This is a genomic window from Campylobacter concisus (assembly GCF_002914005.1).
GTDB lineage: Bacteria > Campylobacterota > Campylobacteria > Campylobacterales > Campylobacteraceae > Campylobacter_A > Campylobacter_A concisus_N.
Window position 1 is genome coordinate 33,888 of the sequence record NZ_POZU01000016.1, and the last position, 12,485, is coordinate 46,372.

The 12,485-nt window shown below is 35.5% G+C and carries 12 protein-coding genes and 1 pseudogene; 4 read left to right on the forward strand and 9 right to left on the reverse strand.

Features of this window, described 5'->3' with window-relative positions:
* Positions 1-197: 197 nt before the first annotated feature.
* Genes mnmH through CYP54_RS02220 form a run of 9 tightly spaced genes read right to left on the reverse strand, consistent with a single transcriptional unit; the run spans position 198 to position 9,341 of the window.
* Positions 198-1,205, reverse strand: a complete 1,008-nt coding sequence (gene mnmH, locus CYP54_RS02180; protein ID WP_103604030.1) for a tRNA 2-selenouridine(34) synthase MnmH — start codon at positions 1,203-1,205, stop codon at positions 198-200.
* Complete coding sequence (locus CYP54_RS02185) at positions 1,192-1,674, reverse strand: HIT family protein (protein ID WP_021091390.1); 483 nt, start codon at positions 1,672-1,674, stop codon at positions 1,192-1,194. Before CYP54_RS02185 ends, mnmH begins: the two co-directional genes overlap by 14 nt.
* Complete coding sequence (gene trpC / locus CYP54_RS02190) at positions 1,674-2,459, reverse strand: indole-3-glycerol phosphate synthase TrpC (protein WP_103604031.1); 786 nt, start codon at positions 2,457-2,459, stop codon at positions 1,674-1,676. Before trpC ends, CYP54_RS02185 begins: the two co-directional genes overlap by 1 nt.
* Positions 2,456-3,721 carry a tetratricopeptide repeat protein gene (locus CYP54_RS02195; protein ID WP_103604032.1) on the reverse strand — a complete coding sequence of 422 codons (1,266 nt, stop codon included), beginning with the start codon at positions 3,719-3,721 and terminating at the stop codon, positions 2,456-2,458. Before CYP54_RS02195 ends, trpC begins: the two co-directional genes overlap by 4 nt.
* Positions 3,700-4,065 carry a YkgJ family cysteine cluster protein gene (locus tag CYP54_RS02200; protein ID WP_103604033.1) on the reverse strand — a complete coding sequence of 122 codons (366 nt, stop codon included), beginning with the start codon at positions 4,063-4,065 and terminating at the stop codon, positions 3,700-3,702. Before CYP54_RS02200 ends, CYP54_RS02195 begins: the two co-directional genes overlap by 22 nt.
* Positions 4,062-4,769 (reverse strand): tRNA1(Val) (adenine(37)-N6)-methyltransferase, encoded by a 708-nt coding sequence (locus tag CYP54_RS02205; protein WP_103604034.1) that lies wholly within the window; start codon positions 4,767-4,769, stop codon positions 4,062-4,064. Before CYP54_RS02205 ends, CYP54_RS02200 begins: the two co-directional genes overlap by 4 nt.
* Positions 4,766-7,018, reverse strand: a complete 2,253-nt coding sequence (locus CYP54_RS02210; RefSeq protein WP_103604035.1) for a coiled-coil domain-containing protein — start codon at positions 7,016-7,018, stop codon at positions 4,766-4,768. Before CYP54_RS02210 ends, CYP54_RS02205 begins: the two co-directional genes overlap by 4 nt.
* A gap of 2 nt (positions 7,019-7,020) precedes the next feature.
* The gene (locus CYP54_RS02215; protein ID WP_072594292.1) at positions 7,021-7,977 is read right to left on the reverse strand and encodes an NAD(P)/FAD-dependent oxidoreductase; all 957 of its coding nucleotides are present in this window, start codon (positions 7,975-7,977) and stop codon (positions 7,021-7,023) included.
* A gap of 23 nt (positions 7,978-8,000) precedes the next feature.
* Positions 8,001-9,341: a class II 3-deoxy-7-phosphoheptulonate synthase gene (locus tag CYP54_RS02220; RefSeq protein WP_103604036.1), complete on the reverse strand. Its 1,341-nt coding sequence runs from the start codon at positions 9,339-9,341 to the stop codon at positions 8,001-8,003.
* 172 nt (positions 9,342-9,513) lie between these two features.
* Here CYP54_RS02220 and rarD (CYP54_RS02225) point away from each other — a divergent pair, with 172 nt between their 5' ends.
* The 4 genes and pseudogenes from rarD (CYP54_RS02225) to CYP54_RS02240 form a co-directional block, all read left to right on the forward strand.
* Positions 9,514-10,374, forward strand: a complete 861-nt coding sequence (gene rarD / locus CYP54_RS02225) for an EamA family transporter RarD (RefSeq protein WP_258033614.1) — start codon at positions 9,514-9,516, stop codon at positions 10,372-10,374.
* Positions 10,375-10,390: 16 nt separating this feature from the next.
* Positions 10,391-11,245 carry an EamA family transporter RarD gene (rarD, locus tag CYP54_RS02230; protein ID WP_258033616.1) on the forward strand — a complete coding sequence of 285 codons (855 nt, stop codon included), beginning with the start codon at positions 10,391-10,393 and terminating at the stop codon, positions 11,243-11,245.
* Positions 11,238-11,690 carry an aryl-sulfate sulfotransferase gene (locus tag CYP54_RS02235; protein WP_103604039.1) on the forward strand — a complete coding sequence of 151 codons (453 nt, stop codon included), beginning with the start codon at positions 11,238-11,240 and terminating at the stop codon, positions 11,688-11,690. The genes rarD (CYP54_RS02230) and CYP54_RS02235 overlap by 8 nt, the downstream gene beginning before the upstream one ends.
* Before the next feature lie 39 nt (positions 11,691-11,729).
* Positions 11,730-12,485, forward strand: a pseudogene (locus CYP54_RS02240) (hypothetical protein); the annotation flags it as partial.

A 12,485-nucleotide genomic window follows, 5' to 3' on the forward strand; every position in this document is an offset into this window, starting at 1 on the left:
GCGAATTTTAGGTGCTACTTTGATTTTCTTGAAAAATTTTTTACCATCTTAGAAAAATAGTACAAAATATTTTACATAAAATTAAACATATTATTTTTAGTAAAATTGATAAATTTAAGTGAGCAAAGACTATAAAATTTTAAGAGACAAAATTCATTTGTATAAATTTTTGGCTTAATTTTTTAATTAAAATAAGCCTAAAATTTTGCTTCATTTTTTATATCATTTAGCTTTTTAACGGCTTCGTCAAAGTCATCAGAATTTATAAAAATATTAATATTTTCATTTTTCTTATAGACTTTATCGTAGTATTTTGTGAGTAAAATTTCAGCTACTTTAGCAATGTCATTTTCATTAAATTTAGCCACAGCTTCATCTCTAGCTTTTTTATCGATAAATGGCGAAATTTTCTTCATACACTCGTCAAAAAAGGCTTTATCCACACTTTTATAATCATCTACTATGCAAGAAATTCTTTTTTCTAAACTTGCGCTCACTTCGACATTTATGCCACTACGCATCGCCTCATAAAGACTTTTTGGCAAACTTAACGAGCCTATCCTTCTGCTCTCACCCTCAATAAAGCAAATTTTATCTTTTAACGTGATGAGCTTTTCAAACAACGCATCTTCAAAGCTTTTTTGGCTTGGCTGCGCACCATTTATCGCCCCAAAGACAGAGCCTAAATGATTTGCCATAGCTTCAAGGTCTATTGACGGGCTTAGAGCCCTTATGAGCCTACTTTTGTAGCAGCCAGTATTTCCAAAAAGAGTGATAAATTTTGTACTCAAAGGTCGATTTAGAAATTCTAAAACGTGATTTCTATAAGCTTTATAGCCACCACTAAGTCTAAAAACTCTATATCCTATCATGCTAAGCACATAGCCAACAGAATTTGATCTAAGCCCACCTTTAGCGCAGTAGATGCCAATAGCTGAACCAACCTTGGCTCTTTTATAAACCTCATCAATGATATTTTGTAAATTTTTGCAGATATATTTTGCGCCAAGGCTCTTTGCTAGGGATCTATCGCTTTTATAGATCGTGCCTACCTCTTTATGTTCCGCGTCATTTAAAGCGTATAAATTTATGGCATCTTTTATGTGTGAATATGAAAATTCATGTGGTGATCTTGCGTCTATTAAAATTTCAAAAGAGCTTCTTTTCTCTAGCCACTGCTCTACATCAAGCTCAAATAACGGCACTAAATGCCTTTTTTAGTTTCTCAAAAAGTGGATGAAATGGCGTGCCATTTACTCTCACATCAGAGATGGTGGTTATAAAATTTGTATCTCCGCTCCACCTTGGTACAAGGTGATAATGCACATGCTCAGCTATCCCGGCTCCCGCTGCCTTGCCTAAATTCATACCTATATTTACGCCATTAGCATAAAGCTCTTTTTTTAAAATTTCAACACCAAGCCTTACAAATTTACTCATCTCAAACCAAGTCTGCTCATCAAGCTCTTCGATCTTGTCGGTATGCTGATTTGGTATTATCATAAAATGACCTGGAGAGTACGGATATAAATTCATAATCCCAAAACAATGTTTGGCTCGAAAAAGTACGCCATTTTTATCATCATCATCTGAGTTTATAACGTCACAAAAAACACAACTATCTTTTTTAGCGCTAAAGTATTCGCTTCTCCAAGGGGCACAAAGGTGCTGCATTACTCACCCTCCTTTATCTTTTTGACGGCATTTTTTATATCATCTTGTCTCATAAAATGCTCTCCTATCAAGAAAGCATCTACGCCTATTTTACTTAGCTCTCTAAGCTGTTCATGCTGGTAAAGACCGCTTTCAGCGACTATTATCTTGCCATTTGGCAAAAGCGGTATGAGCTTCTCACAAAGGCTCATATCCATCGTAAAATCATCTAAATTTCGGTGATTTATGCCTATTATATTTGCTCCTGCAAAGATAGCCTTTTTCACATCACTCGCGTCGTGAGTTTCAACCAAAACTTCAAGCCCTAAATGATGAGCGTAGTCTAAAAGCTCTTTTAGCTCGCCTTGTGTTAGTGCCTTGGCTATAAGTAGGATAAAGTCTGCCCCATAAACAAGAGCTTCTAAAATTTGATATTTATCAATAATAAAATCTTTTCTAAGGATTGGCTTTGAGGCGTAGCGGCGAACTTGGGTGACGTATTCAATATTGCCTTTAAACCAATGCGGCTCAGTTAAAATACTAAAAGCATTTGCGTATTCTTCATACTCCTGGGCTATTTTTATCGGCTCAAAGTCCTCTCTTATCACGCCCTTGCTTGGGCTAGCTTTTTTGATCTCGGCTATGATTTTTATCGGCTCGTTTTGGCTTGCTCTAAGCGCACTTAAAACATCTCTTGGCACATATGGGTTATATGCTAGTGAGCGACCAAGCCACTCCTCAGGGAAGTCTGCTTTTCTTTTTTCAAGATCATCTTTAGTCTTTTTTATTATCTCATCAAGTATCATTTTTTAAGCCTTTTGTTTAGATTTATTATACAGCGCTCTATTAGGTGCAAATGCTCTTTTGCCTCTTTTGAAGTCCTAAAATCAACATCTTTCATCGCATGCTGCATAATGCTTTTTGCCTTTTTGCACTCACCAAGCTTAAAATATCCCCACGCTAGCGAATCCTCATAATAAGGCGACTCAGGCGAGATAGCAAGTGCCCTTTGCACAAGCTCCACGCCCTTTCTAGGATCGATGTCATGGTCTATCAGCAAGTAGCCATAATAGTTAAAAAACATATCATTTTCTAGTTTTGGCACACTAGCTTCAAATTTATCTAAAATTTCAGCCATTTTTTGTTCATCTAAGTTGTCTTTATTCATCTCGTATTCGTAAATCGCGGCTTTTGCTAAAAAATTTAAATCCCTGCTATCATTATAAATTTTAACAGCAAGTATGTATGCGTCACCAAAATTACTAGTCGCCGCATAAAGATCCATAAGCGCTATATCGTTGTAGCTATATTTTTTTAAAATTTCAATTGCTGCTTTGTAATTTTTATCATAGATAAAAAACTGCACGATCTTATCAAGATAAGAAGTATCGTGATTTAGTTCATAAAGCTCTTCAAAGAGTTCGATCACTTTTGGGAAATTTCTTTGCTGGGAGTAAATTTCAGCCAAAAGCTCGCAAGTCTTTAGCGTGCAACCTTGTTCATCTTTAAATTTCTCAAGATATTTTGTAGCGTCTTTTATCTTATCCATGCGATTTATCAAAATATCAACGATACGGAGCAAATTTTCTTCTTCTTGCTTTAGTGAGTATGCCTCTTCAAAGTATTTTAGTGCAGTCGTTGTTTCATTTTGCATCATACAAATAGTGCCAAGCATGAGTAAATTTTGGGCATTTGGCTCTTTTGTAGCAAGCTCTTGCATTAAACTTTTAGCCTCATTTAGCTTTGAAAGATTTACTAAATTTGCCACTTTTATACGGATAAAATCGCTATCGTCTTTTAAGCTTTTTTCGCCTTCACTTATCAAAGTGTCTAAATTTTCATTTTTTGTAGCAAAGGCAAGTTTGATCGCCTCTTTTAAATAAGCTTTTTGATTTGTATCTTTAAAAATATTTGAGTAAGCTTGAATGCTAGCATTCACATCTCCGCTATCTTGAAACAATAAAGCCTGCATTAGACGTAAATTTATACTTTTATTATCGTCAGCCAAAAGTAGTTGCGAGTTAAAAAATACGCTCATAAAAAATACTAAAATTTTACGCCAATGCATTCTGTTTTTAGCTCCTTTAAATTTTTTTTAAAATAATTCCAAAACGGAAAAGTCCTACACTGCTGTGGCCTTAGCTCATAAACTGAGCAGTTTTTATTTTTTTCATCAAAAAATACACAAGCAAAGCCATCTTCATAAGGCTTCTCTTTTATGCTACACCTTAGCCCAACTCTTATTAAAAACTGCTTTTCAAACTCATCTTTACTCATATTAAATGCTGTGCAAAATTTTGAAATTTCTTCTTCATTTATCCAGATGTAGCCACTCTCTCCCGTGCAACACTTGCCGCCACAGCTCTCGCAAAAGCTCGCATCAAACTCATAGCTAAAGCCTTGCACTCTCACGCTAGCTCCTGATAATCAACGCTCTTTGTATCAGCTTTTTTAAAAATTTCAATCGCCTCTTTTGTATGCGAGCCATTTTCACTCATTACCAAAGGTGGCAAAATTTTTAGCTTTGAGTTTGAATTATTTCTTACCTCAAATAAGGCTAAATTTGCTGGCTTATCAGCCTTTGTATGAATAAATTTTAGGCTTACTAAATTTAGCTTAAACTCTTTTAGGGATGCTATGATCTGGTTAAGATCATCAGGTGCATAGCAAAAAAACGCCCTTTTGTGAGGCTTTAAATTTATGCTTATACCTCTTATAAAGTCTTTTATACCCAAAGAGCTTGTGTATCTACTAGCCTTTATATGCTCATCTTCGCTTTGTTTCGTACCATCGTGATAAAATGGCGGATTTGATACGATGAGGTCAAATTTCTCACTATCTTTAAAATCTGCAAAATCAGCATTTATGATTTCTGCCTCCAAGCCGTTATTACTGGCATTAAATTTAGAAATTTCACCATTTATCTGCAAGATATCAAGCAAGTTTAGGCTGGAATTTTTAAAGTCGCGTTTAAGTAAAAGCCCAAGTATCCCACACCCTGCACCAACGTCTAAAATCCTGCCTGAAAAATTTTTCAAACTTGAGCTTATAAAATCATAAAGTACCAGCGTATCGCTGTTGTAGCGATAGCCACTTTTTAGCTGAGCCAAGATCATCTATAAACCTTGATGATAAAGCCACGCGTGACATCTTTTACGATCACTTCGGAGCTAAAGCTGATCCTTGCAAAATCGCCAAATTCTTCTTTTATAAGCTCGGCTGCTGCCTTTGCGCGCTCTTTACCAACGCCATAATTTACATAGTTATTTAGCCTGCCAAGATCATCTTTTTTGATGCTTTGCGCCACATTTGATGGGATGACAAAATTTTTCTTATCTACGATCGGAATTATCTCATAAAGGTAGTTTGAGTTAAATCTTTGCAAAAATTCGCTCACTCTATTCTTACACATCACGCTAATCTTATCTTTTGCATCCATGTCATCACACTCAAGACTAGAGATCAAAACTAGCTTTGTTGGCGTCTCTGGCTTAGTTGTCGCCTGCAAGATATTTTTTAAATTCACATTTTCGTTTTCAAGCTCATCTTGCCTATTTAAATTTTGCTCGATATCTTTTTGAAGTTCGATGATCTTGGCATTTACTGGACTTCCTTTTACGCTAGATGAGCTAAGTTCATTTATTTTAGAATTTAACCTCTCAATCGTCTTGTTGTTCTCGTTTAACTTATGTTTTGCACTTTCAAGCTCATTTTGTAAGCTTAGTAAATTTTTACCACTACTTTTATTGCTATCAGCAAAAAGAGCCGAAGTATCAGCTATCTTCTTTTGCAAAATATTTATTTGCTGACGCAAAATTTCATAGTTTTGCATATCAATCTTTAGTGTTCTTTTTTGAGCTTCTAGCTCACTTTGCTTTGCTGCTAGCATTTGACTTGTTTGTGTAAGATTATTTTCTAGCTCTTTTATCTTTTCATCTTTTAAATTTATCTTTGCACTTAAATTTTTTAACTCACTGTCATTTAAACCAAGCTTTTGGGTCTGCAAAGAGATAGTTTGATTTTGCTCAAACAAAGTTTTTAAAAATTTATTCGTCTTTGTATCAAGCGTCTTTAGCCCATCTCTTGTATTTTTAAGGCTCTCTTCACTTAAATTTAGCTTCTTATTTAGCTCATTTAAACTTGCATTTGCATCTAAATTTTGTTTCTCTAGCTTTTTGTTTATCAAATTTACTCGCTCAAGCTCTTTTTTAAGCAAGCTTATATTTTCATTTGCGAGTTTATTTTCCTGCTCACTTTTAAGATTTTTTTCTTTTAGATCATTAAAACTTTTATGAAGTGCCGCAAGAGAGGCATTTAGTTCTAAATTTTTACCATTATAGTTTTCAACTGCCAAATCTTTTGAGTTTAAATTTTTCTTTATCTCATCAAGCTCATAAATTCTGTCTTTTAAGGCGGTCTTGCTTGACTCAAGAGCCTCCTCAAGATCAATTATCTTATTTGCCTTTTTTGAAAGCTCATCCTCCATAACGCTTTTTTGCGTTTCAAAGCCATCAGTTAGTGCATTTATCTCTTTTTCATAACTAAATTTTTGTGTCTTAGCGTCACTTTTTGCTCGCTCGATCTCCTCTTTTAAAAGCAAAATTTCTTTTTTTTCGTTTTTATCTTTTTCATTTTGAGTATTTTCATACTCTTTTATTAGTGCGTCTTTTTGAGTCAGTGTCGTATTTAGCTCTATATTTTGCTCTTTTAAAGCTGTGTAATTTGCCTCAGCTGCCTCTTTAAATTTAGCAAAATTTGCTTCGATATCTTTTACCTTACTTTCATCGCCATTTTTTGCCTCATTTATCGCATTTTCAAGGTCTATTATCTTTTTTTCATAGGCTTTTGAGCTCTCTATCATATCAGCTTGAGCTTCATTTAGTCGTTTTGTGAGAGTTTGTATATTTTCAAAGTGTTGCGCTTCAAGCTCGCCTAGCGTCTTTTGATTTTTCTCAACTATCTCATTTTTTTCATTTTCGATATTTTTTTTCATCTCTGAAATTTTGCTTATAAAGTCTAAATTTTTCTCGCTAATATCGACATTATCAGTAGCTAAAATTTTATTTTTTTTACTTAGCTCACGAACTTGTTCTTGAAGTTCGTTTACATCATTTGATAAATTTTGATCGTTCGTTTCAGTAAAATTTTGGATATAGCTTTTTGGAGTTATATATCCGCCATATTCGTAAAGATCGTCTTTACTGATGTATTTTTCTCTCTCTTCTTCTGGTAAATTGTCAAAATTTATAGAATAAATCGTTTGATTAGTATCTTTTGGTGTCTCATCTTCTTTTGGAGATTTAAAAAACGATAGGCAAAAGCCAGCTATCAAACAAAAAATAGCTAGTAAAATTTTATTTATCAAGCTTATGCCTTGCCTTTTAAAATGTCTTTTATTACGTGATGAGCGTGATTTAGAGCAACGACTATTGAGCCGCCATTTTTTAGCACGATGTCACCACCCACATAAAGTCCTGGCACGCTACTTTGGTAGTTACTATCAACTATTGGAGTGCCTTTTTCATCAATTTTTATCTGACATTTTTGTAAAAAATCAACCGGACTTGAGCCACCTATTGCATAGACAACTCTGTCATAAACGCGAATTTTGCCATTTTCGTAATGCACTCTAACTTTGCCTGATTCGTTATCTATCTCTTTTATATCGTGATTTAGCCTAACTTTTATCTTGCCGTGCTTTTCTAACTCCCAAAGTGCGCTTAAATTTGTCTCATTTACGCGGCTAAAATTATCTTTTCTATAAGCGATTGTGGTTTTATTGTATTGGCAAAGCTCGATCGCATACTCAACTGCTGAGTTTCCGCCACCTACAACAAGCACCTTTTCGCCGTTCGTACAGCTATCAAGGTTAAAATTTACAACCGAGTTTAGTGAAGGCGGAATTTTATAATCAGGCTTATTTGGTCGTCCCATTTTGCCAATTGATATCATCACATTTTTAGCTTCATATACGGCTTTTGAGGTAGTTACTTTAAAAATTTCTCCATCTTTTTTCACGCTCTCTACTTCAGAGTTAAAAAAAGCTTCAATCTTTTCAGTATCAAGCAGCTTGTCAAAATAATCAAGCGTGCTCTCTTTCGTGCCATCCTCAAATGAAACTACGCCATGTATCGTGCTATCTTGCCCTTTATACTCTTTATCCACACGTTTATTATCTTTATAAAATTTTCTTATCGTTTGGCTGTGATTATCGCCTTTTTCAAGAAGCAAAACGTTGTTTAAGCCATTTCTTTTTGCCTCAACTACGCTAGCAATTCCACAGGGTCCGCCACCAACAACGATTAGATCATAAACATTTACCATCTTTTTCTCCAAATTTTATAATTTTAAGCTTTTTTGACTAGATCAGCCATCAAAAATGCAAGCTCAAGTGCCTGATCAGCATTTAGCCTTGGGTCACATTGTGTTTCATATCTTTGCTCAAGCGAACTTTCAGTAATGTTTAATGCCCCACCTGTGCACTCAGTCACATCTTGGCCTGTCATCTCAAGATGCACACCACCAGCTCTTGTGCCCTCAGCTTTGTGAATTTCAAAAAAGCTTCTAACTTCGCTTATTATCTTGTCAAATTCTCTAGTTTTGTAGTTATTTGAGGTTTTTACAGTGTTGCCATGCATCGGATCGATACTATAAACGATATTTAGCCCTTCTCGCTTTAGCTCTCTTAAAATTTTTGGTAAATTTTCGCCTATCTTATCAGCGCCCATTCTGATTATCACATTTAGTCTACCAGCTTCATTTTCTGGATTTAGCTTATTTGCAAGCGCGACGACATCTTCAGCCTTTGCACTTGGTCCGATCTTTACGCCGATAGGATTTTTCACACCACTTAAAAAATGTACGTGAGCGTCATTTATACCACGCGTTCTCTCGCCTATCCAAAGCATATGAGCCGAGCAGTCGTACCACTCACCGCTAAGACTATCAACCCTAGTTAGTGCCTCTTCATAAGGTAGTAAAAGTGCCTCGTGAGATGTATAAACCGCGGTTTGATTTATGACTGGCGTATTTGCTGAAGTGATGCCACAAGCTGCCATAAATGAAAGCGTCTTTGTTAGCTCATCAGCTAGTTTTGCGTATTTCTCACCGATCTCTGGCTTTTTGACAAAGCCTAAATTCCACTTATGCACTTGATGAAGGTCGGCCAAACCGCCTCTTGAAAAGGCCCTAAGTAAGTTCATCGTAGATGCGCTTTGATAATACGCCTCTATCATACGTTTTGGATCAGGCACTCTTGCCTTTTCGTCAAATTCAAAGCCATTTATGATGTCGCCTCTATAGCTTGGAAGCTTAACGCCATTTACCTCTTCAAAATCGCTACTTCTAGGCTTTGCAAACTGCCCTGCCACGCGGCCCACTTTGACCACTGGATAGCCACCAGCAAAGGTTAAAACTATCGCCATTTGAAGTAAAACCTTAAACATATCTCTGATGTTGTTTGCATTAAAATTTGTAAAGCTCTCAGCGCAGTCGCCACCTTGAAGCAAAAATGCCTCGCCATTGCAAACTTTTGCAAGTTCTTCTTTTAAACTTCTAGCCTCGCCAGCAAAGACCAAAGGAGGAAGTGATTTTAATTTTTCTTCGACCTCTTTAAGCTCTTTTAAATCTGGATAATTTGGCTGTTGCAAGATATTAAATTCTCTCCAGCTATCGCGGTTCCAAGTCATTTATTTTCCTATCTTTTTTGCCTTAAATTAGACGCTGATTATATCACGGCAAACTTAAAAAATAAAAGCCATTAATGGGTTATTAAAGATATTTTGCATACAATCGCTACTTTAAATTTACCCAGAAAAAGAGAAGATTTTTTTCATGATAAAAGGCATTTTTTATTCGCTTTTGGCATCAGTTTTATTTAACTGCATTTACTACATGTCAGTGCTCATGAACCCCATCAGCACACAAGCTCTTATTGGATACCGCATGATCTTTGCCATGCCTTTTGTCATCGCCACCATTTTTTTGTTAAAACAGCAGCGAAATTTCAAATTTTTACTTCTAAAAATAAAGCTAAAACCTAAAATTTTACTAGTTTTACTAGCTACCTCGCTCATTGTCTCATTTCAGATGTGGCTCTATCTCTGGGCTCCAAGCAACGGATCAGCGCTAAAAGTCTCTATCGGCTACCTCATCATGCCAATAATCATGGTCCTTTTTGGACGGATATTTTTTAAAGAGCACCTCTCTAAAACAAAGCTAGCCTCGATATTTTTTGCAGCCCTTGGCGTCTTTAGCACAGCTATACTAAGTGGCGGCATCTCGTGGGAGAGCGCTGTAGTTTTTTGCCTTTATCCAGTCTATTTTGCCATTAGAAAGTACTACAACCTTGCAAATTTCTCAAGCTTTGTTATAGAGATAATTTTTATGTTTTTATTCTCATTTTATTTTGCGCTCACAGCCGATATGAACTACGTGATGAGCCAAAATCCAAACATCTACTATCTGCTCATCTTGCTTGGTGCTATCAGCGGCATAGCCCTCATCGCCCAGATCCTCTCAAGCACGCTCGTGCCGATAAATGTACTAGGTTTGCTTACATATTTTGAGCCTATAATGATGCTTTTTGTCTCTTTTGCTATCGGCGAGAGACTGGAGAAAAGCTCATACTTTTTAATGATCTGCCTAGCCATCTCGGTCACACTTTTGATGATAGATAGTATAAATTCTATAAAAGGCGACAAAAATACCAAGACTAAATGAGAGCCAAAAAGGCGTTATTCTCGCGCTTAGCGCCTTTTTTATGTGGGGGTTTTTAGCAGTTTATTTTAACCTCTTTAGCAAAGATGTCGATGCCTACGAAATTTTAGCCCACAGAGTCATTTGGTCATTTTTCTTAATGGCTGGAGTGCTTTATTTTAGTGGCAGAATGGGTGAAATTTTTGCTTTACTTAAAGATATTCGTTCGCTAAAAACCTTATTTTTGAGTGGCATATTTATCACCACAAACTGGGGCGTTTATGTATATGCGGTTAGCAATGGCAAAATTTTGGACACAAGCTTGGGCTATTTTATAAATCCACTAATAAGCATGCTCCTTGGCGTTATCATCTTCAAAGAAAGGCTAAATAAAAGCGGAATTTTAGCCATTTGTATAGTCGTTTTAGCCATTAGTGTACAAATTTATGCCCAAGGTGGATTGCCATTAGTTTCCATTATCTTGCCACTTTCATTTGGATTTTACGCAGTAGTTAGAAAGATGGCAAAGATTAGCGCATTTAACGGGCTTTTTATAGAGACATTTTTTATGTTCCCATTTGCACTTGCTTACGTTTTTTACATAGCATTTTTAGGTAAAAGCCACTTTGGACTAAATGAGGACTCACTTTTAATGATCGCCTCAAGCATCGTAACCATCGTGCCACTTGTCGCTTTTAACGCAGCGGCAACAAGGATAAATTTAACCACGATCGGCTACTTGCAATACATCTCGCCAACCATCGCGATCCTTTGTGCGGTCTTCATTTACGGCGAAAATTTAGACGGCTACAAGGTCATCTCGTTTTGTATGATCTGGCTGGCACTTGCGATAATTAGCATAGATAAATTTAGAAAAAGGAGTAAAAATGAATAATGTGACGATTTATTTGCTGCTTGCGTTTTTTGCAGCACTTATTTTATATTTTCAGATACAAAAACTCACCAAAAAGCTCGACGAAGAGGGAGCGGTGCCAGCTTATCAAAAGGCCGCACAGGAGGTTTTAGAAAATTTAAGCAATGCTGAAAAATATCCAAAATTTTGCAATGTAATATTTAAAAAGATAAACGCCTTAAGGCAAGATATTTTATTTGAAGATGCGCTAAATGAGGCTAGCGACAAGGACAAAGCACTTGATCAGCTCGAGCAGACAAGAGACAAGCTAGAGGCGCTTTTAAAACAAGAAAATGCAAACTGGGAGAGCGAACTTGTTGAAATTTTAGACGAGATCGATGGCTTTGTAAAGGCAAATTTCAAAAACGGCGAAGATAGAGCCGAAGAGCTAAGAGACGAACTAAAAAAAGAATTTGATGGGTTGTGAGAGTGGCTTTGGTAAATTTTAAAAATTAAAGGAGTAAGCGTGTTTGAAGATATAGACTATGACGGTTTTAAAGATTATTGTAAAAAAATTTTAAGTAAAAACACGGTTCCACAATATCAAACCTATTTAAGAAATTTTATTAGTTTTTTAGAAGACAATAAAATTTACTCAATTTTTGATTATTATGACTTAAAAAGCAAAAACCCAAAATATCTAGAAGAAGAGTTTTTAAAATCTGGAAAAACAAAAAAATCTTTTGCTGACTATAATTCAGCAGTAAGTAAGTATATAGAATTTATAAATAGTAAAGGAATAACAATGCCGATAACAGACAACAAACAAATAAAAAGCAAAACAGATCTATCACTAAATCAAATTTTATATGGTCCTCCAGGAACAGGAAAAACCTATAAGCTTTCAAAGATCATGGACAAATTTACTCAAGATCTCAATGTAAAATCAATTGGTGACACTGATGCGTTATATGAAATGCTAAAAATAGAAACCTATACTTGGTCTCAAGTAGCAGCAGCCATCTTGTATGATGCAGCTATGTCAAATGTTAATGGCGGTTGGCTTAAGTTAAACAACGGCATAACAAATCACATTTTATTTAAATTAAAATCAATAAAATCAAATTCAAAAAAACCAAACCAGACAATATCATCATATTTACTATTTCATACAAAAGATGATTGTAAATATGTAAATGTAAAAAGAAAGGATACGCCTTTTATCTTTGAGAAAAATGAGAAAAGCGAATGGCATGTAGATACAAAAATACTTAATGATGAG

What these genes read in the sequence shown, in the direction of transcription:
- CYP54_RS02185 (WP_021091390.1), bottom strand. Translation starts at nt 1,674, where the DNA reads ATGCAGCACCTTTGTGCCCCTTGGAGAAGCGAATACTTTAGCGCTAAA.
- trpC (WP_103604031.1), bottom strand. Translation starts at nt 2,459, where the DNA reads ATGATACTTGATGAGATAATAAAAAAGACTAAAGATGATCTTGAAAAA.
- CYP54_RS02195 (WP_103604032.1), bottom strand. Translation starts at nt 3,721, where the DNA reads ATGCATTGGCGTAAAATTTTAGTATTTTTTATGAGCGTATTTTTTAAC.
- CYP54_RS02205 (WP_103604034.1), bottom strand. Translation starts at nt 4,769, where the DNA reads ATGATCTTGGCTCAGCTAAAAAGTGGCTATCGCTACAACAGCGATACG.
- CYP54_RS02215 (WP_072594292.1), bottom strand. Translation starts at nt 7,977, where the DNA reads ATGGTAAATGTTTATGATCTAATCGTTGTTGGTGGCGGACCCTGTGGA.
- CYP54_RS02220 (WP_103604036.1), bottom strand. Translation starts at nt 9,341, where the DNA reads ATGACTTGGAACCGCGATAGCTGGAGAGAATTTAATATCTTGCAACAG.
- CYP54_RS02235 (WP_103604039.1), top strand. Translation starts at nt 11,238, where the DNA reads ATGAATAATGTGACGATTTATTTGCTGCTTGCGTTTTTTGCAGCACTT.